This window comes from Kitasatospora sp. NPDC090308, assembly GCF_044769485.1.
Classification (GTDB): domain Bacteria; phylum Actinomycetota; class Actinomycetes; order Streptomycetales; family Streptomycetaceae; genus Kitasatospora; species Kitasatospora fiedleri.
The window spans coordinates 55213-78709 of the sequence record NZ_JBIVXY010000021.1 but is presented as its reverse complement, the minus strand read 5'-3'; the positions used below and the strand labels follow the sequence as shown (position 1 = coordinate 78709).

20 protein-coding genes and 1 pseudogene are annotated in these 23497 nt (G+C 73.9%); 13 read left to right on the top strand and 8 right to left on the bottom strand.

The window, feature by feature from the left end:
- Positions 1–336 precede the first annotated feature (336 nt).
- From ACIQVD_RS31710 to ACIQVD_RS31700, 3 genes are all read left to right on the top strand, one after another.
- Complete coding sequence (locus tag ACIQVD_RS31710) at positions 337–867, top strand: EF-hand domain-containing protein (RefSeq protein WP_402292463.1); 531 nt, start codon at positions 337–339, stop codon at positions 865–867.
- A gap of 118 nt (positions 868–985) precedes the next feature.
- Positions 986–2095, top strand: a complete 1110-nt coding sequence (locus ACIQVD_RS31705; RefSeq protein ID WP_402292466.1) for a sensor histidine kinase — start codon at positions 986–988, stop codon at positions 2093–2095.
- Entirely contained in the window at positions 2092–2778 is a 687-nt protein-coding gene (locus ACIQVD_RS31700; RefSeq protein WP_400687173.1) for a response regulator, read from the top strand. Before ACIQVD_RS31705 ends, ACIQVD_RS31700 begins: the two co-directional genes overlap by 4 nt.
- Here the strand turns inward: ACIQVD_RS31700 and ACIQVD_RS31695 are convergent.
- From ACIQVD_RS31695 to ACIQVD_RS31685, 3 genes are read right to left on the bottom strand one after another with little or no spacing between them, the layout of a single operon-like run.
- The gene (locus tag ACIQVD_RS31695; RefSeq protein ID WP_400687171.1) at positions 2738–3073 is read right to left on the bottom strand and encodes a hypothetical protein; all 336 of its coding nucleotides are present in this window, start codon (positions 3071–3073) and stop codon (positions 2738–2740) included. The genes ACIQVD_RS31700 and ACIQVD_RS31695 overlap by 41 nt on opposite strands.
- Positions 3070–3411: a hypothetical protein gene (locus ACIQVD_RS31690; RefSeq protein ID WP_402292462.1), complete on the bottom strand. Its 342-nt coding sequence runs from the start codon at positions 3409–3411 to the stop codon at positions 3070–3072. The genes ACIQVD_RS31695 and ACIQVD_RS31690 overlap by 4 nt, the downstream gene beginning before the upstream one ends.
- A gap of 22 nt (positions 3412–3433) precedes the next feature.
- Positions 3434–3781, bottom strand: a complete 348-nt coding sequence (locus ACIQVD_RS31685) for a hypothetical protein (protein WP_402292461.1) — start codon at positions 3779–3781, stop codon at positions 3434–3436.
- Between the two features lie 106 nt (positions 3782–3887).
- On the opposite strand from ACIQVD_RS31685, the gene ACIQVD_RS31680 reads away from it, so the two are divergent.
- The gene (locus ACIQVD_RS31680; RefSeq protein ID WP_402292460.1) at positions 3888–4934 is read left to right on the top strand and encodes a Scr1 family TA system antitoxin-like transcriptional regulator; all 1047 of its coding nucleotides are present in this window, start codon (positions 3888–3890) and stop codon (positions 4932–4934) included.
- A gap of 67 nt (positions 4935–5001) precedes the next feature.
- Here ACIQVD_RS31680 and ACIQVD_RS31675 read toward each other — a convergent pair whose 3' ends face one another.
- Positions 5002–5607 carry a hypothetical protein gene (locus ACIQVD_RS31675; protein ID WP_400687161.1) on the bottom strand — a complete coding sequence of 202 codons (606 nt, stop codon included), beginning with the start codon at positions 5605–5607 and terminating at the stop codon, positions 5002–5004.
- Positions 5608–5960: 353 nt separating this feature from the next.
- On the opposite strand from ACIQVD_RS31675, the gene purN reads away from it, so the two are divergent.
- Entirely contained in the window at positions 5961–6620 is a 660-nt protein-coding gene (purN, locus tag ACIQVD_RS31670) for a phosphoribosylglycinamide formyltransferase (protein WP_400687159.1), read from the top strand.
- Positions 6617–8200 (top strand): bifunctional phosphoribosylaminoimidazolecarboxamide formyltransferase/IMP cyclohydrolase, encoded by a 1584-nt coding sequence (gene purH / locus ACIQVD_RS31665; protein ID WP_400687157.1) that lies wholly within the window; start codon positions 6617–6619, stop codon positions 8198–8200. The genes purN and purH overlap by 4 nt, the downstream gene beginning before the upstream one ends.
- A 71-nt stretch (positions 8201–8271) precedes the next feature.
- Here the strand turns inward: purH and ACIQVD_RS31660 are convergent, their stop codons facing one another.
- Positions 8272–9030 (bottom strand): RDD family protein, encoded by a 759-nt coding sequence (locus ACIQVD_RS31660; RefSeq protein ID WP_402292459.1) that lies wholly within the window; start codon positions 9028–9030, stop codon positions 8272–8274.
- Between the two features lie 137 nt (positions 9031–9167).
- On the bottom strand, positions 9168–9674 hold the full coding sequence (locus ACIQVD_RS31655; RefSeq protein WP_402292458.1) for a DUF2752 domain-containing protein: 507 nt from the start codon (positions 9672–9674) through the stop codon (positions 9168–9170).
- Positions 9675–10023: 349 nt separating this feature from the next.
- On the opposite strand from ACIQVD_RS31655, the gene ACIQVD_RS31650 reads away from it, so the two are divergent.
- The 7 genes and pseudogenes from ACIQVD_RS31650 to ACIQVD_RS31620 all read left to right on the top strand — a co-directional run.
- Positions 10024–10878, top strand: a complete 855-nt coding sequence (locus ACIQVD_RS31650; RefSeq protein WP_100837906.1) for a bifunctional methylenetetrahydrofolate dehydrogenase/methenyltetrahydrofolate cyclohydrolase — start codon at positions 10024–10026, stop codon at positions 10876–10878.
- A 17-nt stretch (positions 10879–10895) separates the two neighbouring features.
- Complete coding sequence (locus tag ACIQVD_RS31645; protein WP_400687150.1) at positions 10896–11297, top strand: DUF3017 domain-containing protein; 402 nt, start codon at positions 10896–10898, stop codon at positions 11295–11297.
- A 198-nt stretch (positions 11298–11495) separates the two neighbouring features.
- Complete coding sequence (locus ACIQVD_RS31640; protein ID WP_100837908.1) at positions 11496–12488, top strand: malate dehydrogenase; 993 nt, start codon at positions 11496–11498, stop codon at positions 12486–12488.
- A 69-nt stretch (positions 12489–12557) separates the two neighbouring features.
- The gene (locus ACIQVD_RS31635) at positions 12558–13871 is read left to right on the top strand and encodes a hemolysin family protein (RefSeq protein ID WP_400687148.1); all 1314 of its coding nucleotides are present in this window, start codon (positions 12558–12560) and stop codon (positions 13869–13871) included.
- A 29-nt stretch (positions 13872–13900) separates the two neighbouring features.
- Entirely contained in the window at positions 13901–14938 is a 1038-nt protein-coding gene (trpS, locus tag ACIQVD_RS31630) for a tryptophan--tRNA ligase (protein WP_400687146.1), read from the top strand.
- Positions 14938–15495, top strand: coding sequence for a 2'-5' RNA ligase family protein (locus ACIQVD_RS31625; RefSeq protein ID WP_400687144.1), 558 nt, complete (start codon positions 14938–14940; stop codon positions 15493–15495). Before trpS ends, ACIQVD_RS31625 begins: the two co-directional genes overlap by 1 nt.
- 109 nt (positions 15496–15604) lie before the next feature.
- Positions 15605–17311: pseudogene (locus ACIQVD_RS31620) on the top strand (stealth conserved region 3 domain-containing protein); the annotation flags it as partial.
- 9 nt (positions 17312–17320) lie between these two features.
- Here the strand turns inward: ACIQVD_RS31620 and ACIQVD_RS31615 are convergent.
- A complete protein-coding gene (locus tag ACIQVD_RS31615) occupies positions 17321–19750 on the bottom strand; it encodes a CDP-glycerol glycerophosphotransferase family protein (RefSeq protein ID WP_402292457.1) in 2430 nt (809 codons plus the stop codon).
- 86 nt (positions 19751–19836) lie between these two features.
- Positions 19837–23451 carry a CDP-glycerol glycerophosphotransferase family protein gene (locus ACIQVD_RS31610; RefSeq protein ID WP_400687140.1) on the bottom strand — a complete coding sequence of 1205 codons (3615 nt, stop codon included), beginning with the start codon at positions 23449–23451 and terminating at the stop codon, positions 19837–19839.
- Between the last annotated feature and the right edge of the window lie 46 nt (positions 23452–23497).

Sequence of the window (23497 nt, the reverse complement as noted above, 5' to 3'; positions counted from 1 at the left end):
CGCCTGGAAGCACCGGCGAAACACCCGAGTACATCCAGTACGAGGGCGTTCCGCCGGCACTCCCAGCCGGGCCCCCGACGCCGCGCGCTGATCCGACAAGATCGACCGGACAGGGCCTAGCGGGCCGGACCGCCGCCCGCGTCCCGTTCCGCCGGGGAAGCCGCCCCATTTTCCGCTCATCCCACGATTTCACTCCTGCGCATGGAAAACCGGCGATCCGGCCGGATTCCGGACGGGCCGGACCGAGAATCGGTTCCGAGTCCGGGAGAAGCCATTCCCGGAATGCCGACCGGGCCGGGGAATTTCCCGGCCCGGTCCCCTGTGAAGGAGAGAACCATGCGGGACGAAGCCATCCGGCGTGCTGCGCTGATCTTCAAGCTGTTCGACGCGAACGGGAACGGAGTCCTCGACCCCCAGGACTTCGAGCTGCTCACCGGGCGGGTCCTGGCCGTCGCCACCGACTCGCGGCCGGAGGCCAGGGAGGCGCTGGCCGCCAGCATGCGCCGCTGGTGGAAGGTGCTGGAGGACGGGCTGGACGCCAACGGGGACGGCGTGATCAGCCCGGAGGAGTTCGAGGCGTCCGTGCTCTCCCCCGAACTGTTCGGCGCGACCGCGCACGACTTCGCCGAGGCGCTCGCCGGGCTCGGCGACCCGGACGGCGACGGCCTGATCGAGCGGTCCCGCTTCGTCGACCTGATGACCGCCTGGGGCTTCGAACTGCCGAACATCCACTCGCTGTTCGAGGCGTTCGGCCCGGACGCCTCGGACCGGATCACCGTGACCGCCTGGGCCGACGGCATCCGCGACTACTACACCCCGAGCCTGGCCGGCATCCCCGGGGACCACCTGGTCGCCGTCCCGGCCTGACCCGCCGCCCCGCGCCCGCCCGACCCCGCCGAGGGGCCGGGCGGGCGCGGCGGGGCAGGATGGGCCGGTGTTCGCTCCGCTGCTGCGCTCCGTGACCTACACCCGTTGGCTGCACCTGATGATCGGGATGGTGTTCGCCGGGGTGGTGCTGCTGGTGTACCCGGGGACGGAGGGGGTGTCGACCGGGCGGGCGGTGCTGTGCGGGGTGGCGCTGGACGTGCCGCTGCTGTGCCTGGCCGCGCTGGTGCCGGGGATGCGGCGCGGCGAGGGGGTGCAGGCGCGGCTGCTGCTGGGGCCAGCGCGGGAGGAGGAGATCGGGGTCGCGCCGTCGGCGGGGTGGGCGGACCGGGGGCGGACGGCGCTCTGGCTGGTGGCCCGGGTGGGGCTGGGGGTGGCGGTCGGGGCGGTGACGGTGGTGGTGGCCCGGGCGGCGGCGCGCGAGCCGCTGCTGGCGCTGCCGGCGGGGTTCGCCCTGCTCTGGCTGGTGGTGTTCGCCGGACGGCTGCAACTCGCGTTTGCCGTACGGCTGTTGGGCCCGTCGGGGGCGGAGCGGCTGGCGGCGGCCGAGGCCCGGGCGGAGCGGCTGCTGGAGCGCAACCGGCTGGCCCGGGAACTGCACGACTCGATCGGGCACGCGCTGACCGTGACGGTGGTGCAGGCGGGCGCGGCCCGCGAGGTGGCCGATCCGGCGTTCCGGGAACGGGCGTTGGAGGCGATCGAGACCACCGGGCGGCGGGCGCTGGACGACCTGGAGCGGATGCTGGTGCTGCTGCGCGAGACCCCGGACGCGGTGGTCGCCGAACAGCCGGGCCTGGACCGCGTCCCCGAGCTGTTCGCCGCCGCCCGGGCGGCCGGCAGCCCCGTCGACGCCGAACTCGACGTCCGGGCGGCCGAGTTGCCCGGGGTGCTGTCCCGGGAGGCGTACCGGATCGTCCAGGAGGGCGTCACCAACGCGCTGCGGCACGCCCCGGGCGCGCCGATCCGGGTGCGCGGCGCGGTGACGGGCGGGGTGCTGGAGCTGTCCTGCCGCAATGCCCTGACCGGGAAGGGCAGTTCGCGCCGGGGCGGCGGCAAGGGCCTGCGCGGGGTGCGGGAGCGTGCGGTGCTGCTCGGCGGCGAGTGCGAGGCCGGACCGGAGGGCGTCGACCCTGCGGAGGCCGACCGGGCCGACCCGGGCCGGGCGGGCTGGCTGCTGCGGGTGCGGCTGCCGCTACGGTTGGGCCGGTGACGGTGATCAAGGTGCTGCTGGTCGACGACGAGGAGCTGATCCGGTTCGGCCTGCGCGCCGTCCTGGACGCCCAACCGGACCTGGAGGTGGTCGGCGAGGCCGCCGACGGCGCCGAGGCGCTCGCCCTGGTCCGCACCCTGCGCCCGGACGTGGTGCTGATGGACGTGCGGATGCCCGGCCTGGACGGCCTGGCCGCGACCAGGGCGATCCTGCGCGGCGCCGGCCGCCCGCCGAAGATCCTGGTGGTGACCACCTTCGAGGCCGACGACTACGTGTACGAGGCGCTGCGCGCGGGTGCCGACGGCTTCCTGCTCAAGCGCTCCCGCCCGGCGGAGGTGGTGCAGGCGGTGCGCCTGGTCGCGGCGGGGGAGTCGCTGCTGTTCCCGGCGTCGATCCGGCGGCTCGCCGCCGCCCGGGCCGGACGGGAGGGCGCGGACGGCGGCGCGGTGGCCCGGGCCGGGCTGACCGGGCGCGAGGGCGAGGTGCTGCGGCTGATGGCCCGCGGCCTGTCCAACGCCGAGATCGGCGCCCGGCTGCACCTGGGCGTGCAGACCGTCAAGACGCACGTCAGCGGCGTGCTCGGCAAGCTCGGCGCCCGGGACCGCACCCAGGCGGTGATCGCCGCCTACGAGTCGGGCTTCGTCACTCCGGCGACGGAGGAGGAACCGACCGGCCGGAACTGACCGGCCCGGGGTGCCGGGAGCCCGGCGGATCGGGCGGATCGGGCGGCAGCGGCGTCGGGTCGGCGCACAGCAGGCGGTCCCCGAGCAGGTGGTCGCAGCGGCCCTGCTTGATGGCGTGGCGCAGATCGGCCCACTCGTCGGGGCTGAAGAACAGCACCCTGCGCCGGTCGGTGGCCCGGGCGAGGGCCACCCCGCGGGGGGACTCCGCCAGCACCACCCCGTCCAGGTCGTCGCTGACCGCGTGCCAGTCCAGCCCGGGGTGACCGTCCGGGTAGTACTCCACCGGGTGCATCATCCCGCCTCCCCCGCCCGTGGCTCCGGTTCGGGCTGCGGGCCGACCTCGGCCCACAGGTGCTCCCACCGCTCGTTCTTACTGTGCCCGAACCTGTCGCCCGCGCCGAGCACCCTGAGCACCGCCGCCACCAGGGCGGAGTCCTCCGGCCCGGTGATCCGGGTGGTGATCCGGAAACCCCCGTCGCCGGTGTGCCGGACCAGCGGCTGACGCCCGGTCAGCCGGTGCAGCGCGCCGCCGATCCAGCGCGCCCGCTCGGCGCTGGTGCCCGCCGGTACGGCCCGCGCGTCGGAGTCGGCGGGCGGTCCGCCCACGTCCGACGGGTCGGCTTGTCGTGGCAAGGCCATTCCTTCTCCCTCCCTGTCAGGGCCCGGTCGGCCCGAGCGGCGAATCCCCGGCCGGGACGGCCGCCCCGGGGACGGACCCCGCCTGCCGACGGGGTCGGTCGGCGTGGTCACGGGCGTCCGGAACGGGACCGAGACCGTCCGGGTGGACGGGCACCTCCGTCCCGCCGCCGACCGGCCGCACCCACATGAGGCCGCACCACTCGCCCATGTAGCGGACGAGCTCCCCGGACTTCCGGTCCAGCACCAACTCGCCGACCGAAGAAGGACGGTAGGGCTCGACCGGCGGGGCGGGGGCGGCGTCCGGCGGCAGCAACTCGGCGAGCGACCACGTCTCGGGTCCCCGGGGTTCGCTGTGTTCGCTCACTGTGTGCTCCGATCATTCGCCGTTCCGTCACCAGCATCGGCAGCGGTGGCTACGATCGGAAGTGTTTCTAATCAACACTTGACTGAGTTGAACTGGGGGAACGCCAGTGCGGATCAACGAACTTGACCCGTCGTCATCGCCCCTGGCGGCGTTCGGCTGGCAACTCCGTGAACGGCGACGACGGGAACGGCTCACCCAGGAGGGCCTGGGGGCGCTGGTCGGCTACACGGGGGCGTACGTCTCGCTGATCGAGAACGGGAAGCGCCGCCCGCCTGTTGAGTTCGTCCGCGCGGTGGACCGGGCACTGGGAGCGGCGGGGGCGCTGGAGGGCGCGTGGTGGATGCTGGGCCACACCGCTTTTTATGAGGGGTTTCCGGAGTACGTCGGTCTTGAGGGCAATGCTCGCCGCATCCAGGTGTGGGAGATCGGAATTTCGCCGGGCATCGCCCAGACGGAAGAGTTTGCCCGAGCAGTCCACGAAAGCTATGTGCAACGGGGAGCGGTGACACCGACTCAAGCCGCTGAGCGAGTCGGAGTGCTGCTCGGCAGGCAGGCGTCGCTATATCTGCCGAACCCGCCGGAACTGCACATGGTGCTCGACGAGAGCTGCATCCGTACGGTGATCGGGTCCCCTGCGGTGTCGGCACGGCAACTTGCCTGGCTGATCGAACTGTCCGCGCGTCCCAATGTGATCCTTCAGGTCATGCCCTTCGCCAGTGGATCGAGGCGTCCGTACCGGCAGCCGGTTTATCTCCTGACAATGCACGACGGTGCGTTGGTGGGCTACACCGAGACGCACCAACGGGGCTACGTCGAACGCGAAAACGAAACCGTGGCGGGTTGGACGGACGACTATCATCGCTTGCAGGCTGAAGCACTCCCCCCGGCTGACTCCGTCGCGTTGGTCAGCAAGGCCCGGAAGGATCTCTGCAACATGCTCCCTGTTGACTCCGCCAAAGCCAGTTGGTTCAAGTCCAGTTACTCGGACAGCGGTGGTGCATGCGTCGAGATCAGCACGGCCTACGCCCAGTCCCACGGCGTGGTGCTGGTCCGTGACAGCAAGGACCGTGACGGCTCGTACCTCACCCTCCCCGCCACCGCCTGGGGCGCCTTCGCGGGGGCGGCCGGCAGCGGCGTCTTCGGCGCGGTCTGACTGACCCGCAGCAGGTGAGCCCCCGGCGTGGTGCCGGGGGCTCTGCTGTGTGCGGGTCGGGGCAGGGCTACTGGTCGGAGACCTCGGACAGGTTGCTCAGCCAGGTCGGGACGTCGTACTCCTGGGCGCAGCTGCGCGCGGCCTCCTGGGTGGCGGAGTCGGCCCGGCAGTCCAGGTAGTCGTGGTAGGTGAACTGGATGGTGAACGCGCCCAGCGAGACCAGCAGGGCGAGGCCGCCGGTGAGCAGGGCGCCGAGCGCGGCGGGGACCTGCGGGCGGACCGGGCGCGGGGCGAACGGGTCGCTGACCGGTTCGGCGGGGGTGCGCAGGACGGTGACGGCGTACCAGACGGCCAGCAGGGAGAGCGGGAAGCCCAGCCAGTAGAGGCCGAACAGCACGGTGAGCAGCGCGGCGAAGCCCGACAGCAGCGCGTTGCGGGCGGCGCGGTGCGTGGGGTCGGCCGGGTCGAGCTTTGGCGGGGCGGGCTGCTGCTGGCCGGGGTCGGGGCGTTGGCCCCACGGCGGGGGTTGGGGGCGGTCCTCGTCGGACCGTCCGTCGGGCTGCTGCCCGGACGCGGGCGGCCGCGGGGTGCGGGGACGCCAGGGCTGGTCGGGCGCGCCGGGCGGAGGGGGCGCGAAGGGGTTGCGCTCGCCGCTGTCCTCGCCGCTGCTCATGGTGTCGGCCGTTTCTGCTCGTCGGGTGGCCGCCCGTCGGTGGGGGAGTGGGCGGTCGGTCAATGATCCCCCAGCCGGTTCCCGGCCGTACGGCACCCTGCCGGGTCGGGGTCCGGGCGGGTGGGAGATCCCCGTCTCAACTACGCGCGTAGCGTGGCCGGGCGGTGACAGGTGGCCTCCCACCAGCCGTTATCGTGGTGACGGTCGGCAGCTTCCCAAGGTTCCTCGGGCACCCGCAGCGCCGCGGCCCCCGGTGGTCCGCCGCCGGCTCCCGACCTGCCGCCGCCCGTAGTGGCCCCACCGAGGGTGGACGTACCAGCGGGCGGCACCCGACACGTACGGAGAATCGCGCCGTGGCTGCCGCTGACGCCCAAGTGTTCCCGCCCCGTACCCCCGGGCCGGCCCGGCTGGTGGTGCTGGTCTCCGGCTCCGGCACCAACCTCCAGGCGCTGATCGACGCCGCCGCCGACCCCGCGTACGGTGCCGAGATCGTCGCGGTGGGCGCCGACCGGGACGGCATCGCGGGCACCGAGCGGGCCGAGCGGGCCGGCGTCCCGGTCTTCACCGAGCGGATCAAGGACCACGCCGACCGGGCCGCCTGGGACGCCGCGCTGACCGCCGCCGTCGCCTCGTACGCCCCCGACCTGGTGGTCACCGCCGGGTTCATGAAGATCCTCGGCCCCGCGTTCGTCGCCGCCTTCGCCGGGCGCACCGTCAACACCCACCCCGCGCTGCTGCCCGCCTTCCCGGGCGCGCACGGCGTCCCCGACGCGCTGGCGTACGGGGTCAAGGTCACCGGCTGCACCGTGCACCTGGTGGACGCCGGGGTGGACACCGGGCCGATCATCGCCCAGGGCGTGGTGGAGGTCGAGGACGCCGACCACGCCGACGGCGGCGAGGCGCTGCACGAGCGCATCAAGACTGTCGAGCGCAAGCTGCTCGTCGAGGTCGTGGGCCGGCTGGCCCGCGAAGGACACCGCATCGAAGACCGAAAGGTATGGATTCCGGCATGAGCGCCGCTTCCTCCGCCAGTAAGCCCGTCTCCGAGAACGTGCGCCCGATCCGGCGCGCGCTGATCAGCGTCTACGACAAGACCGGGCTGGAGGAGCTGGCCCAGGGGCTGCACGCCGCCGGGGTCGCCATCGTCTCCACCGGCTCCACCGCCGGGAAGATCGCCGCCGCGGGCGTCCCGGTCACCGAGGTCTCCGAGCTGACCGGCTTCCCCGAGTGCCTGGACGGCCGGGTCAAGACCCTGCACCCGCGGGTGCACGCCGGCGTGCTGGCCGACCTGCGCCTGGAGTCGCACCGCGCGCAGCTCGCCGAGCTGGGCGTCGAGCCGTTCGACCTGGTCGTGGTGAACCTGTACCCGTTCACCGCCACCGTCGCCTCCGGCGCCACCCCCGACGAGTGCGTCGAGCAGATCGACATCGGCGGCCCGTCCATGGTCCGCGCCGCCGCGAAGAACCACCCCTCGGTGGCCGTCGTGGTCGACCCGGCCCGCTACCCGGACGTGCTGACCGCCGTCCGGGGCGGCGGCTTCGACCTGCTGACCCGCAAGCGCCTGGCCGCCGCCGCGTTCGCGCACACCGCCGCGTACGACGTCGCCGTGGCGAGCTGGTTCGAGGAGTCGGGCTACACCGAGTCCGAGGCCGCGTTCCCGACCTTCCTCGGCAGCACCTGGGAGCTGGGCGACGTCCTGCGCTACGGCGAGAACCCGCACCAGCAGGCCGCGCTCTACACCGACGGGACGGGCGGCCTCGCGGGCGCCGAGCAGCTGCACGGCAAGGCGATGTCCTACAACAACTACGTGGACACCGACGCGGCCCGCCGCGCCGCGTACGACCACGAGGGCCCGGCCGTCGCCATCATCAAGCACGCCAACCCGTGCGGCATCGGCACCGGCGCGGACGTCGCCGAGGCGCACCGCAAGGCGCACGCCTGCGACCCGGTCTCCGCGTACGGCGGCGTGATCGCCGTCAACCGCCCGGTCTCGGTCGAGCTGGCCGAGCAGATCGCCCCGATCTTCACCGAGGTCGTCGTCGCGCCCGGCTACGAGGACGGCGCCCTGGAGGTGCTGACCAAGAAGAAGAACCTCCGGGTGCTGCGCGCCCCCGACGCCCCCGCCGACGCCCTGGAGTCCCGCCGGATCTCCGGCGGCCTGCTGCTCCAGCAGGTCGACCGGGTCGACGCGGCCGGCGACGACCCGGCGACCTGGACGCTGGCCACCGGCGCGGCGCTGTCCGCCGAGGAGCTGGCCGAGCTGTCCTTCGCCTGGCGGGCCTGCCGGGCCGTCAAGTCCAACGCGATCCTGCTCGCCAAGGACGGCGCCTCGGTCGGCGTCGGCATGGGCCAGGTCAACCGGGTCGACTCCTGCAAGCTCGCCGTCGAGCGGGCCGGCGAGCGGGCCGCGGGCGCGTACGCCGCCTCCGACGCGTTCTTCCCGTTCGCCGACGGCCTGGAGATCCTGCTCGCCGCGGGCGTCAAGGCCGTGGTGCAGCCCGGCGGTTCGATCCGCGACGAGGAGGTGGTCGCCGCCGCCGAGAAGGCCGGCGTGACCATGTACCTCACCGGCACCCGGCACTTCTTCCACTGAGCCGCGGGTGACGCCGAGGGCCCCGCACTCCGGACTCGGAGTACGGGGCCCTCGGGCTTCGCGCGGTGCGGTTACTTCTTGATCACCAGGGTGCCGGCCGCACGGTCGTGCCAGCCCTGCAGCTTCCCGGAGTTGTCGAAGAACGGCGACAGGAAGACCAGCAGCGCGCCGATGTAGCAGACCAGGGCGCCCACCATCGGGATGATGAAGCGGATGAAGCCGCCGCCCACGCCGGGGTGCTGGCCGTCGTTCTCCCGGACCACCCGCAGGCCCAGCGCCATCTTGCCGATGGTGGCGCCCGCCAGGCCGACCAGCAGCCACTCGTACAGCAGGCCGAACACGGCGACCACGGCGATCAGGCCGAACATCGCCACGACGACGTTGGTGCCGGCCTGCGTGTTGCTGTTCACGCAGTCGTTCCAGGCGGTGCTGGGGTAGTCGTAGCCCGAGCAGTCCGTGGTGGTCTTGTCGGCCAGGCCGACCATCCCGGCCACGCCCGCGAACATCGCGATGCTGACGATCACACCGGTGACCAGGCCGTCCAGCAGCCGGGCCAGGAAGCGCTGGCCCATGGTGGCGAGCTTCACCGTGCCCAGGTTCGCGATGTTGATGTAGCCGTTGTTGGCCTGGATCGTGCCGGGCTGCGGCGGGTAGCCGTAGCTCGCCTGCGGCGGGACCTGCTGCGGGTAGCCGTACGGCTGCTGCGGCTGCCCCTGCGGGTAGCCGTAGCCGGGCTGCTGCTGCGGGGCCTGCGGGGCCTGCGGGTAGCCGTAGCCGGGCGGCGAGGGCTGCTGGCCGTACGGGTTGTTCGGGTCGGGCGGGTAACTCAACGGTGCCTCCGGGCAGGAAGGGGTGTGGACGGAACAGGGAAAACCTGGGGACGGGCGGGCAGGGACACCGACCGTCGGGCAGCGTAGCGGAGCGTTCGGACAGGACACCGGGCAACTGGCATCGACGGCCCGCCCGTTCAGAGCCGGAACGGGCCGAGCCGGGCGAACTCCCAGGCCCAGGCCGGTAACAGGGCGCCGGCCAGCAGCAGGTTGCGGCCCGCGTACGACAACCCGCGCCACCACCGGCCCGGGCCCAGCGGCCAGGCCACCAGCAGCACGGCGGCCAGCGCCGTCACCGGGTTCGCCAGCAGCGCGGCGCCCCAACGGCCGTGGCCTGCCTCGACGAACACCGTGGTGCTGCCGCACAGCGGGCACGGGACGCCGGTCAGCAGGCGCAGCGGGCACAGCACCCCCGGGTCGTGCGCGTCGTGCGCCACGGCCGCCGCGACGGCCGCCCCGGCGACCACCGCCGCCCGCAGCAGCACCCGCAGCGCCGCGCCCGGGCCGGTACCGGCCGCCCGGCGGCGCGGGGCCGGGGCGCTCGGGGCCGCCGCGGCCGGGGCCGGGCCGTACGGGGCCGGGCCGTACGGGGTCGGACCGGGCGGTATCGGGTGGACCGGGGCCGGCGCCCCGGGGGCGCTCACGGCCGCACGGGGGCGCGAACGGGCAGGGCGGCAGCCGTGCCGCGGACGCCGCACGGCCCCGGCAAGTACGGTTCGCTCACTGTCGTTCTTCCCCCGGCTTCTCGTCCCCCGCCGGCGACGGCCCGTCACCGGGACCCGACGCGGCAGGCGTGGCCCGGCCATCGTCGTCCGTACCGCGCCGCGCTGTCCAGCCACCGGCCGGAACCCGGACCGGACCGTGGCACAACCGCAACGGGGCCGGTACGCTCCGTGGCCGCCGCGGGGGCGCTCGGCGGCGGGCGCGGGCACCGCCGGTCCGACGGGCGGTCCGGCGGCACGCCCGCCGCCGCCGATCCGCGAGAATGGGGGCATGACTGCCCAGATTCTCGATGGCAAGGCCACCGCGGCCGCGATCAAGTCCGAACTCGCCGTCCGCGTGGCGGCCCTCAAGGAGCGGGGCATCGTCCCCGGCCTCGGCACCGTCCTGGTCGGCGACGACCCGGGCAGCCGGTGGTACGTCAACGGCAAGCACCGGGACTGCGCGGAGATCGGCATCGCCTCCATCCAGCGCGAACTGCCCGCCACCGCCACCCAGGAGGACGTCGAGAACGTCGTCCGGGAGCTCAACGCCGACCCGACCTGCACCGGCTACATCGTCCAACTGCCGCTCCCCAAGGGCCTGGACCAGAACCGCGTGCTCGAACTCATGGACCCCGACAAGGACGCCGACGGCCTGCACCCGACCTCGCTCGGCCGCCTCGTCCTCGGCATCGACGGCCCGCTGCCCTGCACCCCGCTCGGCATCGTCGAACTGCTCCGCCGCCACGGCGTGGCCCTCGACGGCGCCGAGGTCGTGGTGGTCGGCCGCGGCATCACCGTCGGCCGCTCCATCGGCCTGCTGCTCACCCGCCGCAGCGAGAACGCCACCGTGACGCTCTGCCACACCGGCACCCGCGACCTCGCCGCGCACCTGCGCAACGCCGACGTCATCGTCGCCGCGGCCGGCGTCCCGCACCTGGTCAAGCCCGAGGACGTCAAGCCCGGCGCCGCGATCCTCGACGTCGGCGTCTCCCGCAGCGAGGGCAAGATCGTCGGCGACGTGCACCCCGGTGCCGCCGAGGTGGCCGGCTGGATCTCCCCCAACCCCGGCGGCGTCGGCCCGATGACCCGCGCCATGCTCCTCAACAACATCGTCGAGGCGGCCGAGCGCCGCGCCGGCGTCTGACACCGGTGCCCGGCGCCATGCGGCGAGGCCGCCGCCGTCCCCCCGTCACCACCGAGGGCACCCTGCCCCCGGAGGGCTCCGCGACCGCGCTCGACCGCCGCCACACCCTCCCGCTGCGGCAGTGGCCGATCACGCTGCTGCTCGCCGTGGCGGCCCTCGGCCTGCTCACCACCTGGGCCGGCCACTTCCGGCTCGGGCTGCTCCTGGTCGGCGCGGCGCCGCTGCTCGGCGCGCTGCTCCGGCTCGGGCTCCCCGACGTCGGCATGCTCGCCGTCCGCAGCCGGTTCACCGACGTCACCCTGATGTTCCTGTTCGGCGGCGCGATCGTCCTGCTCACGCTGGTCGCCCAGCCCGACCCGTGGCTGCGGGTGCCGGTGCTGGAGAACATCGGACGGCTGATCGGGCACCCGCTGCGGTGACCGCCGCGCGGGACCGGGGGCGCGGAGCGGTCCGGCGGCCCCGGTCCCGCACCGGCGCACCGGCCGACCCGTGCCCCGGTCGGTGCCGTCAGCGGCCTTGCGATAGCCTTGCCCAGGTCTCTCGATATCGAGAGATCATCCTCGGCTCCAGCGCGCCGGTGTGCCTGGGGCACCTGGCGATCGCAGGAGAAGGCTGAAATGACTCGCACCCCCGTCAATGTCACCGTCACCGGAGCCGCCGGCCAGATCGGCTACGCGCTGCTCTTCCGCATCGCCTCCGGTCACCTGCTGGGTGCCGACGTCCCGGTGAACCTGCGGCTGCTGGAGATCCCGCAGGGCGTGAAGGCGGCGGAGGGCGTCGCCATGGAGCTGGACGACTGCGCCTTCCCGCTGCTGCGCGACATCACCATCACCGACCAGGCGAACGTCGCGTTCGACGGCGCCAACGTCGCCCTGCTGGTCGGCGCCCGTCCGCGCACCGCGGGCATGGAGCGCGGCGACCTGCTCTCGGCCAACGGCGGCATCTTCGGCCCGCAGGGCAAGGCGATCAACGACAACGCCGCGGACGACATCAAGGTCCTGGTGGTCGGCAACCCCGCCAACACCAACGCCCTGATCGCCCAGCGCAACGCCCCGGACGTCCCGGCCGAGCGCTTCACCGCGATGACCCGCCTGGACCACAACCGCGCCGTCGCCCAGCTGGCGAAGAAGGCCGGCGTCACCGTCGAGGACGTCAAGAAGGTCACCATCTGGGGCAACCACTCGGCCACCCAGTACCCGGACCTGTTCCACGCCGAGATCTCCGGCAAGGCCGCCTTCGACGCCGTCGGCGCCGACCAGGAGTGGGTCGAGAACTTCTTCATCCCGAAGGTCGCCAAGCGCGGTGCCGAGATCATCGAGGTCCGCGGCGCCTCCTCGGCCGCCTCCGCCGCGAACGCCGCCATCGACCACGTCCACACCTGGGTCAACGGCACCCCGGCCGGCGACTGGACCTCGATGGGCATCGTCTCCGACGGCTCCTACGGCGTGCCGGAGGGCCTGATCTCCTCCTTCCCGGTCACCACCTCGAACGGCACGTTCGAGATCGTCCAGGGCCTGGACCTCTCCGAGTTCGACCGCAAGCGGATCGACGCCTCGGTCGGCGAGCTCGCCGAGGAGCGCGACGCGGTCCAGGAGCTCGGCCTCATCTGAGCCCCCTCCCACCACGGCTGAACGGCCGGGCACCCACGGGGTGCCCGGCCGTTCTCCTACACTCGCCCCGTGAGTGAAACCCTGCAGGACGCCGCGCTCGTCCTGGTGTTCATCGTGCTGGGCGGCCTGTTCAACGTCGCCGAGATCGCGCTGATCTCGCTGCGCGAGGGACAGATCCGCGCCCTGGAGGCGGTGGGGACGCGGCGGGCCGGGCGGGCCGCGCACCTGGCGGCCGACCCGAACCGGTTCCTGGCGGCGGTGCAGGTCGGGGTGACCTGCATGGGTTTCCTGTCGGCCGCGTTCGGCGCGGACACGCTGGCCGGGAAGCTGGCGCCGGTGTTCGTCCGGGCCGGCCTGTCGGAGGGCGTCGCGGACGCGGTCGCGCTGGTCGGCCTGACCCTGGTCATCTCGTACGCCTCGCTGGTGCTGGGCGAGTTGACGCCCAAGCGGATCGGCCTGCAACGTGCCGAGTCGATCGCGCTGCTGGCCGCGCCGGTGGTCGACGTGATGTCGGTGGTGCTGCGGCCGGTGATCTGGCTGCTGGGCCACTCGACCAACCTGATGGTCCGCCTGCTGGGCGGCGACCCGAGCGCCGGACGCGGCGTGATGAGCCCCGAGGAACTGCGCGGCCTGGTCGCCGCCAACACCGAACTCGGCTCGGACGAACGCGCGTTGATCAACGAGGTGTTCGCGGCGGGGGAGCGCCAGCTGCGCGAGGTGATGGTGCCGCGCACCGAGGTGACCTTCCTGGACGGCGACCGGCCGGTCGGCGAGGTCCGGGCCGAGACCGACTCCGCCCCGCACTCCCGCTACCCGGTGGTCGAGGGCTCCTACGACGCGGTGACCGGCTTCGTGCACGTCCGCGACCTGTACGGGGCGCGCGGCGAGCAGGCCGTCCGGGTGCGCGAGCTGGCCCGCCCGGTCAAGCTGCTGCCGGCCACCAAGCGGGTGCTGGAGGCGATGGGCGAGATGCGCCGCGAGGGCCACCACCTGGCGATCGTGGTCGACGAGTACGGCGGCACCGCGGGCATCGTCACCCTGGAGGACCTGGTCGAGGAGGTGATCGGCGAGATCCGCGACGAGTACGACGCCCAGGACACCACCGCGACCCGCCGGCTGGCCGGCGGCGGCGTCGAGATCGACGGGCTGCTCAACCTCTCCGACTTCACCCAGGAGACCGGCCTGACCCTGCCCGAGGGCCCGTACGAGACGGTCGCCGGCTTCGTGGTGCGCGAACTGGGCCGGCTGCCCCGCAAGGGCGACCAGGTGGTCACCGACGCCGGGGCGCGGCTGACCGTCGCCCGGCTGGACGGGCGGCGGATCGAGCGGCTGCGGGTGAGCACCGTCACACCGGCCGAACCGGCGGCCCCGGAGGTTTCCTGACCGGCCCGGGGAACTGGAACAATGGCCGCATGGTCAACGCAGCGGTCACCGGTCCCGTGAAGGACCGTCCCCGGGTGCTCTCCGGCATCCAGCCCACCTCGGGCTCCTTCCACCTGGGCAACTACCTCGGCGCGGTGCGCCAGTGGGTCGACCTCCAGGAGGCCAACGACGCCTTCTACATGGTGGTCGACCTGCACGCCATCACCGTCGAGCAGGACCCGGCGGTGCTGCGGCAGAACACCCGGATCTCCGCCGCGCAGCTGCTCGGCGCCGGCCTCGACCCGGAGCGCTGCACCCTGTTCGTGCAGTCCCAGGTGCCCGAGCACGCCCAGCTCGCCTGGGTGATGAACTGCCTCACCGGCTTCGGCGAGGCGTCCCGGATGACCCAGTTCAAGGACAAGTCGGCCAAGCAGGGCAGCGACCGCACCACGGTCGGCCTGTTCACCTACCCGGTGCTGATGGTCGCCGACGTGCTGCTCTACCAGGCCGACGCGGTGCCGGTCGGCGAGGACCAGCGCCAGCACCTGGAGCTCACCCGGGACCTCGCGGACCGCTTCAACACCCGCTACGGCAAGACCTTCACGGTGCCCGAGCCGTACATCCTCAAGGCCACCGCGAAGATCCAGGACCTCCAGGACCCGGCCGCGAAGATGAGCAAGTCCGCGGCCACCGACAAGGGCCTGGTCAACCTGCTCGACCCGGCGAGGACCAGCGCCAAGAAGTTCAAGAGCGCCGTCACCGACACCGACACCGTCGTCACGTACGACGAGGCCGCCAAGCCCGGCGTCTCCAACCTGCTGCGCATCCACTCCGCGCTCAGCGGCCGGTCGGTCGACGAACTGGTCGCGCACTTCGAGGGCAAGATGTACGGCGCCCTGAAGACCGAGCTGGCCGAGCTGTTCACCGAGTGGGTCACCCCGTTCCAGGCCCGCACCCAGCAGTACCTGGACGACCCGGCCGAGCTGGACCGGGTGCTGGCGCTGGGCGCCGAGAAGGCCCGCGCGGTGGCCGCCGAGACGCTCGCCGAGGTCTACGACCGGGTCGGCTTCCTGGCGCCCAAGCGCTGATGCCGACGGCTGCCGCCCCCGACGGTGCCGGCCTCGACGAGGCCGTCACCATCGGCGTGTCCATACACGTCCCGGAGCCCTACGGCAGCCGGGTGCAGGACGCCCGGGCCGGCCACGGCGACCCGCAGGCCAGGTCGATACCGACCCACGTCACCCTGCTCCCGCCGACCGAGACCCGCACCGCCCTGCTGCCCGCGATCGAACACCACCTGCGGACGGTGGCCGCCGCGCGCCGCCCGTTCCGGATGCTGCTCCAGGGCAGCGGCACCTTCCGCCCGGTCTCCCCGGTGGTGTTCATCCGGGTCGAGGAGGGCGCCCAGGAGTGCCGCGAACTGGAGGCCGAGGTCCGCTCCGGCCCGCTCGCCCGCGAACTGGCCTTCCCCTACCACCCGCACGTCACCGTCGCCCACGGCCTCCCCGAACCGGTCCTGGACACCGCCTACGAGGACGCCCGGAGCTTCCGGGCGGTCTTCGAGGTCGGTGAGTTCGTACTCTCACGGTTCGGGGCGGATTCTGTGTGGCGTCCCTGGTTGGCATTCGGATTCGGCGCTGCCTGACCGCCGGGTACGTGCCCTCTGGCAGTTCTCTGTGAATTGTTTGGCATTGCTTTGTGCGCCGTTGCGCCGTTGTTAGCGTCACCAGGGTTTTGGCGCGCACGGGAGTGACATGACGACCAGGCAAGCAGTTCCGCGGACGGTCCGGAGGGCCGTCGGCCGTGCCCTGCGCAGGTGCGGGCTGCTGCCTCCGGTACCTCCGCCACCGGTCGACCCGCGGCGGGTGCGCGAGGACGAGCTGGCCGCCGCCCGCCCCGGGCTGGTGCGGCACCGCGGCCGGCTGGCCGAGGTCCGCGACGACCTGCTCGACCCGCAGGCCCGGCAGGCCAACCTGGTCGACGCCGCCGAGGCCCTGGACGCGGCCGGCGTCCGCTACCTGCTGATCCCCGACGGCGGCCCCCGCCACCGCCTGGGCGTGCTGCCCGGCTCGCGCCCGGCCGCGCTGGCCGCCGTCGCCGAGGCGTTCCGCGGCGCCCCCGTGTACGCCGCGCTGCTCGGCCACGGCCGGGTGCACGGCACCGTCCTCGCCGAGGAGCTGCCGGCCGCCGTCGCCGCGCACGAGGCGCTCCCGCCGGTGCCCGAGGCGCCCGGGGACGAGCAGCCGCCCCCGCCGCCGGAGCCCCCGGAGCCGGTCAAGGGCGTGCGCCTGTACCGGCCGGTGGTCACCAGCGGCCGCACCCTCCACTACGGCGAGCAGCACGGCTGCGACCTGGAGTTCTGGGACGCCGCCGACACCCGGGCCGGAGGAGTCGCCTCGATCGACGAGACCCCGTACGGGTGGTGGCTGCCCTCGCTGGAGGCGGCCGGGAGCATCCGGATCGGCGAGCGCGACTACCCCGTCGCCGAGGCGTTCCTGCACGACCTGCCGGAGGCCGTCCGCTTCCCGGTGGACGCCGTGTTCACCTGGGTCGACGACGCCGACCCGGCCTGGCAGCGCCGCCGCGCCGCGGTCCGCGCCGAACTGTTCGGCGGAACGTCCCCCGAGCTGGTGGACACCGCCCACGACGACGGCGACCACCGCTACCGCAACCACGACGAGCTGCGCTACAGCCTGCGCTCCCTGGCCATGTACGCCCCGTGGATCCGGCGGATCTTCCTGGTCACCGCCGACCAGGTGCCGTCCTGGCTGGACACCGAGGTGGCCGGGCTGACCGTCGTCCCGCACCGGGACCTGCTGCCCGGCGGGCCGGTGTTCAATTCGTGTGCGATCGAGACCGGCCTGCACCGCATCCCCGGCCTGGCCGAGCACTTCCTGTACTTCAACGACGACATGTTCCTGGGCCGCCCGGTCCGCCCCGAGGACTTCTTCCTCGGCAACGGCCTGCCCAAGGTCTTCCGGGACACCCGGATCGTCCCGCCGTCCACCGGCACCACCGACCCCGATGTGTACGTCGCGGGCCAGCAGAACACCAGCGCACTGCTGGAGGCCGAGCACGGCCGGATCTACACCCGGGTGCTCGCGCACGTCCCGTACCCGCTGCGGCGCAGCCTGCTGGAGGACGCCGAACGGCGCTGGCCGGCCGAACTGGCCGCCACCGGCCGCTCGGCCTTCCGGGCCGCCGCCGACGTCGCCCCCGTCACCCTGGCGCTCTTCCACGCCCAGCTCGGCGGCCGCGCCGTCGACGGCCGACTGGTCCACGAGTACCGGGCGGTCGACTGCGTCGAGGACCGGGAGCGGCTGGCCCGGCTGCTGGCGGAGCGCGACGTGGACGCGTTCTGCCTGGCCGACGGGGCCGGCGACGGCACACCGGCGGAGGAGCAGGGCCGGATCCTGTCCGCCTTCCTGGCCGCCTACTTCCCGGTGCCCGGGCCGTTCGAGCTGCCGGGGTCAGCGCCCGGTGCCGAGGGCCAGCATCCGGGCGGCCACCCGGGCGGCGGCCGCACCGTCGTCGAGGGGGCAGAACCGGGCCCGGAACCGGCGATAGGCATCCCGGTGCCGCGCCGGGTCGAAGTCCCGTAGCGCCGCCACCACCTGCTCGGAGCTGGACAGCAGCGGGCCCGGCGCCCAGCGCTCGAAGTCGAAGGTGAACCCGCGCAGCGCGTCCCGGTAGTGGGCGAGGTCGTAGGTGAAGAACAGCATCGGACGGCCGGTCACCGCGAAGTCGAACATCACCGAGGAGTAGTCGGTGACCAGGACGTCCGCGATCAGCAGCAGGTCCTGCACGTCCGGGTAGTCGGCCACGTCGCGGACGAAGTCGTCGTCGGGCAGCGCCCCGCCGACGTGCACGTGCGGGCGCAGCAGCAGCACGTGGTCGCGGCCCAGCACGGCCCGCGCGGCGGCCAGGTCGAGGCGCAGGTCGAGGGCGTGCCGGCCGCCCGGGCCGGGCCGGTCGTCGCGCCAGGTCGGGGCGTACAGCACCACCCGGCGGCCGGGCGGCAGGCGCAGCCGGCGGCGGATCCCGGCGGCCTCGGCTCGGTCCGGGCGGGCCAGCCGGTCGTTGCGCGGGTAGCCGGCCCCCAGGACCTCGCCCCCGTAGCGGAAGGAGGCGCGCAGCTCCGGGGTGGCGAACGGGCTCGGGGACAGCAGCAGGCTCCACTGCCGCACCTCGTGCCCCAGCCGCTCCAGGTAGCCGTCGGCGGCGGCCCAGCCCGGCGGCATCCGGTGCGCGATCCGCTTGAGGGGGGTGCCGTGCCACAGCTGGACCACCACCTGGCCCTCGCGGCGGCGCAGGAACTCCGGGAAGTGCGTGTTGCCCACCAGGTAGCGGCAGGTGGCCAGGGCCTCGTACCACTCGGGGCTCCACTGGCGCACCGCGCGGACGCCCTCGGGGGGCCGCTCCTGCCCGTCCTCGACCACCCACAGGTGCTCCAGGGCGGGGCCGGAGCGGGCGAGTTCGGCGTGCACGGCGCGCGGGTTGCAGGCGTAGCCGCGGCCGCCGAACACGTCGTACAGCACCGCGTCGCGCAGCGGGCGGCGCCGGGCGGCCGGGTAGGCGTCGGTGCGCAGGCGGTGCTGGCGGTGGGCGCTGCGCTCGACGGCGGAGAGCACCGGGAGGCTGTCCACGATCAGGGTGTCGTGCCAACGGCGCTGGAGCAGGAAGGACTTGTCGCCCGCCCGGGCCCGGGCGGGCAGCAGCGGCAGCACCGCGGGGTGCAGCCGCACCGGGTCCCCGTGGCCGCCGTCCGGCCCGGCCGGGCGCAGCAGGACCTCCCAGACGCCCTTGCCGAGCGGGCGGGGCGCGCCGTCCGGGCCGTCCGGGGCGAGTGGCAGCCGGGCGGTGAAGCGCCCGTCCGGGGCGGGGCGGACCGGGGCACGGCGCTCGCGGCCGTCCCCGGTGTGCCGCAGGACCAGTTCGAGCGGGCGGTCCGCCGGGCCGGGGAACTCGCCGGCCAGCTCGAAGGCCCCGTCGGCGGGGGAGATCCGGTCGACCCGCGGTTCGGCCGGGCGGACGCAGAACTGCACCCGGCCGTCGGCGAGCTGCTTGGCCTGCAGGACGGATCCGCCACCGGGCAGCGGGAGTTGGCCGGGCCCGTGCGGCGGGTGGCGCAGCAGCAGCGGGGCGGGCCCGTCGGGCAGGGCCAGGGCCGGGTCCCAGTGCCCGGGCGCCGGGCGCGGGACGGTGCCCACCACGGCGGTGAACCCGCCGTCCTGCCAGTGCACCTGGGTCTGGATCAGCTCACCGGTGTCGCGGTGCCGCAGGACCAGCGGCCCGCCGCCGGGGCCGCCGGCGGTGCCGCGCAGCTCGAAGCCGTCGGGGCGGGCCCGGCAGGAGTCGACCCGGACGGGCGGGCGGCCCACCGTCAGGTGCAGGGTGCCGTCGGCGGTGAACGGCGCCAGGTGGATGTCGGGGCCGCTCCAGCCGGCCGGCGGGTACTCGCCGCCGCCGCACCAGTGCGGGGCGAGCGGGGCGCGGGCCAGCAGCCGGCCGGAGGCGACGGCGGCCTCGACCCGCCAGGTGGCGGCGGGCCGGCCGGCCCGGGGACGTAGCACGGCGGGGTCGAGGCGGGCGGTGAAGCCGGTCCAGTCGAGCCCGTGCCGGGTCTGCGCGCTGTCGTCGGTGGCCTCGGGCAGGTAGCGGGGGACGGTGCGCAGCCGGACGGCGCGCCGGGAGCCGCCGAGCGGCCGCAGTTCGAGGACGACCCGGGTCTGGCCCGGCCGTTCCCCGGGGTGGCCGTCCAGCCGGCCCTCGCCGTGCAGCACCAGGGCGTCGCCGTCCCAGACGGCGTGGCGCAGCGCGGCGTACGCGGTGGGGGCGGCGGGCGCCGCGGGCCGCGGGGCGTGGCCGGTCGGGGTGCGGTGCCGTACCAGGTGGGCCATTCACGACATCCCAGCGCAGAAACCGGGAAAATGTCAATTCCCTCCGCTTTCGAAAAGCGGAGGGAATTGACATATGTTTATCGGAATTACTTGGCCGGTGCTTCGGAATGCGGTCCGGAATCCGCCGCGCCCTCGGCCAGCAGCGCGTCCACCACCCGCGCGGCGGCCCGGCCGTCGTCCAGGTCCCCGTACGCCTCGCGGAACGCCGCGTACCTGTCGGCGTACTCGGCGGCCACCCCGGGCAGGTCGGCGAGCGCGCCGACCACCTCGGCGGAGGTGCGCAGCAGCGGGCCGGGGGCCTGGGCCTCGAAGTCGAAGCTGAAACCGCGCAGGTTGTCGCGGTAGTGCTCCAGGTCGTAGGCGAAGAACAGCACCGGGCGGCCGGTGTTCATGAAGTCGAACACCGAGGCCGAGTAGTCGGTCACCAGGGCGTCGGCGACCAGCAGCAGCTCGGCCGTGTCGGGGTAGGTGCTGACGTCCCAGACGTAGCCGTTGCCGGCCTCGGCGATCTGCCCGCGCACCACCTCGTGGCTGCGCACCAGCAGCACCTGGTCGTCGCCCAGCGCGGCGCGGGCCGCGTCCAGGTCGAGCTGCAGGTTGAACTGGTAGCCGCCGTCGGGCAGTCGGCGGTCCTCCCGGAAGGTCGGCGCGTACAGCACGACCTTCTTGCCCTCGGGCAGGCCGAGCTGCTCGCGCACCCGCTCGGCGGTCTTCTCCCGGTCGGCGGCGAACAGCAGGTCGTTGCGCGGCGAGCCGCTCTCCAGCACCTTCCCGGTGTACCCGAAGGCGCGCCGCAGCACCGGCACCGACCAGCGGTTGCCGGCCGTCAGCAGGCTCCACTGCGGCACCTCCTCCTTGAGGTGCTCCAGGTACCCGGAGTCGGTGAACCAGACCTTCTCGAAGTCGGTGCCGATCCGCTTCAGCGGCACGCCCTGCCAGGTCTGCAGGACGACCTGGCCGGGACGGCGGCGGAAGTACGTGGGCAGGTGGGTGGAGGTGACGACGTACTTCGCGGTGGACAGCGCCCGGAACCACTCGGGGGAGCGGTGCCGGACGGCCTCGGCGGTCTGCGGCAGCTCGGCCTGCAGGTCCACCGAGGTCCACAGGTGGCGCAGCGGCAGGCCGCGGCGGACCAGCTCCTCGTGCACCGCGCGCGGCGAGTCGCCGTACACGCCGCCGTCGGCGGCCCACCAGTCCTCCCGGACGGTGTGGTAGAGCACCGTGTCGGTCAGCGGGCCGGCCGGCTGCTCGACGTAGGCGTGCCGCAGGGTGCGCTGCCGGTAGCCGCTGCGCTCGTCGGGCGTCAGCGGGTCGTGCGACTCCAGCGAGAGGGTGTCGAACAGGCGGCGCTCCAGGGCGACCCGCTTGCCGCGGGCCTCGACCTCCAGCGGCAGCGCGTCGAAGGTCCGGGCGTCCAGCACGGCGGCCGGCCACAGGCTGTCGACCGGGGCGCCGACCGGGCGGAACAGCACCGTCCAGGTGCCCTTGTGCAGCGGCACCCGGCCGGCGAAGGACGCGGTCGGCACGGCGGGCAGCGCGGCCCGGAAGCGCCCGTCGGCGATCTCCACCGGGTAGGCGTGCTCCTCCTGCCGCTTCACGTGCCGGATCACCAGCTCGTAGCGGTGGGCGCCGGGCAGCGGGAAGGAGCCGCTGAGCACGAAGCCCTCGCCGTCGGTGGCCCGGGACACCTCCTCGATCACCGGCTGGAGCACCTGGTCGCACAGCTGCAGGTAGCCGGACGGGGAGGGCTTGGCGTACAGCGCGCGGGCGCCGCCGGCCAGCGGCAGGTGCAGCTCCACCGCGGCGGTGCGGTCGTCCAGCACCAGCGGCAGCGCGCTGCCGTCGGACAGCTTGAGCTCCAGGTCCCAGCGGTCCCGGGTGCGCTCCTCCGCGGCCGGGTCCAGGGCGTCCCAGGACTCCCGGACGGCGGTCAGGTCGGCCACCCGGAACCGCGCGGTGAACGGCAGGTCGCGGCCGGCCGGGGTGCCCAGCTCCAGCTCGGCGAACAGGTCGCGGTCGGACTCGACGTGCTTGAGCCGCAGCTCCGCGCCGGCCAGGTCGGGGCCGGAGCGGACCAGGCCGCGCAGCTCCACGGTGCCGTCCTGCGCGGTGGCGGCCACCGCGCGGGCGCGCACCCGCTCCACCCGCAGCAGCAGGTGGCCGTCCCGGGACCACGGCACGATCCGGACGTCGTCCTCGACCCAGTGCGCCGGCGGGTACTCGCTGCGGTCGTGCCAGCCGACCGACACCCGGCCCTTGTACACGCCGCCCTTGCCGGCGCCGGCCACCAGCACCCGCCAGGAGCCGTCCTTCCAGCCGCCGCGCTGCTTGAGCCGCTGCGGGTCGATGGACGCGGCGAAGCCCGCCCAGTCGCAGCTGTACAGGTCGTGCGGGGAGCTGGCGGTCGCCTCCGGGCTGTACTGCGCCTTGGTCTGCACGGCCACCACGCCGCGGCCCTTGGCCTCGCGCAGCACCAGCGCCTTGACCATGTCGTGCTTGTGCTCGGCGCCCAGGTGCTCGGGGAAGGCGTGGCCGGTGAGCCGCAGCCGGCCGCCCTCCCAGCGGGCCTCGTACAGCCGCGAGCGCATCACCAGGGCGTTCTTCAGCCGCAGCACGTCCGCGGGCACGCTCTTGCGGCCGCCCCGCAGGAACGGGTAGTCGGCGTACGGGCGCAGCAGGCCGCGGGCCGGGGCCGCGCCGTTGCTGTCCTTCTCGAAGCGGAGCTGCTCGATCAGCTCGTCCAGCCGGCCCTGCAGGGTCAGGTGGTACTTGAGCCGCAGCGGGGCGCGCAGCTTGCGGACCTGCTCGGGGCCGATCGCGCGCAGCAGCCGGCCGGCCGACTCCAGGTAGGCCGCGTTGTACGCCGGGTCGTTCTCCAGCACCGAGCCGAAGAACATCGGGATCTCCTCGACGAGGTTGTTCTCGTCGTAGGTGCGCAGGTACTTGCGGAACTTCGGGTCGCTCTGCGCCGACAGCCACTCCCGGACCAGCTCCATCGACTTGACCCGGTCGACGACGCCCTTCGGGTTGGTCTTCATCTGGGTGATCGACATCTCGCCGACCTCCCGCTCGCGCCAGTGGTAGATCGGCTCGGCGAGCACGTCGACCCGGCGGGCCAGGAAGTGGTGCGGCACGCTGACCGGGGCGTCCTCGTACAGGATGCCCTCGGGGTACAGCACGCCCGCCTGGTCGAAGAAGGCGCGGCGGTAGACCTTGTTCCAGGCGGTGCGGTCGGTGATCAGCGCCGGGATCTCGGTGATGTGGGTGCGCAGCCGGGTCTCGGCGAACGGCTTGCGGTGGCCGCCGGACTGGTAGTGGCCCACCGCCCGGAAGCGCAGCACGTTGCCGGTGCAGAAGTCCGAGCCGGTCTCGTCCAGCGTGCCGATCATCAGCTCGTAGGCGGACGGCGGCATGGTGTCGTCGCTGTCGACGAACGCCAGGAACTCGGTGCCCTCGGAGATGTGCCGGTAGCCGGTGTTGCGCGCCGCGCCCAGGCCCTTGTTCACCTGCTTGACCAGCCGGAAGCGGGAGTCCTTCGCGGCGTACGCCTCGGCGATCGCGGCGCTGGAGTCCTTGGAGCCGTCGTCGACCATGACGCACTCGAAGTCGGCGAAGGTCTGCGCGGCGATGGAGTCCAGGCACTCCTCGAGGTAGCGCTCGACGTTGTAGATCGGGACGACGACGGACAGACGGGGGGCCATCGGTAGCGCAGAGCCTTTCCTCAGGGAGTGCGGCCGGCGGGCCCGA

Excerpts from the sequence above, each read along its gene's own strand:
- ACIQVD_RS31615 (WP_402292457.1), bottom strand. The coding sequence starts at position 19,750 with ATGGCCCACCTGGTACGGCACCGCACCCCGACCGGCCACGCCCCGCGG.
- ACIQVD_RS31675 (WP_400687161.1), bottom strand. The coding sequence starts at position 5,607 with ATGAGCAGCGGCGAGGACAGCGGCGAGCGCAACCCCTTCGCGCCCCCT.
- ACIQVD_RS31705 (WP_402292466.1), top strand. The coding sequence starts at position 986 with ATGATCGGGATGGTGTTCGCCGGGGTGGTGCTGCTGGTGTACCCGGGG.
- ACIQVD_RS31695 (WP_400687171.1), bottom strand. The coding sequence starts at position 3,073 with ATGATGCACCCGGTGGAGTACTACCCGGACGGTCACCCCGGGCTGGAC.
- ACIQVD_RS31645 (WP_400687150.1), top strand. The coding sequence starts at position 10,896 with ATGCGGCGAGGCCGCCGCCGTCCCCCCGTCACCACCGAGGGCACCCTG.
- ACIQVD_RS31710 (WP_402292463.1), top strand. The coding sequence starts at position 337 with ATGCGGGACGAAGCCATCCGGCGTGCTGCGCTGATCTTCAAGCTGTTC.
- ACIQVD_RS31650 (WP_100837906.1), top strand. The coding sequence starts at position 10,024 with ATGACTGCCCAGATTCTCGATGGCAAGGCCACCGCGGCCGCGATCAAG.
- purH (WP_400687157.1), top strand. The coding sequence starts at position 6,617 with ATGAGCGCCGCTTCCTCCGCCAGTAAGCCCGTCTCCGAGAACGTGCGC.
- ACIQVD_RS31625 (WP_400687144.1), top strand. The coding sequence starts at position 14,938 with ATGCCGACGGCTGCCGCCCCCGACGGTGCCGGCCTCGACGAGGCCGTC.
- trpS (WP_400687146.1), top strand. The coding sequence starts at position 13,901 with ATGGTCAACGCAGCGGTCACCGGTCCCGTGAAGGACCGTCCCCGGGTG.
- ACIQVD_RS31640 (WP_100837908.1), top strand. The coding sequence starts at position 11,496 with ATGACTCGCACCCCCGTCAATGTCACCGTCACCGGAGCCGCCGGCCAG.
- ACIQVD_RS31610 (WP_400687140.1), bottom strand. The coding sequence starts at position 23,451 with ATGGCCCCCCGTCTGTCCGTCGTCGTCCCGATCTACAACGTCGAGCGC.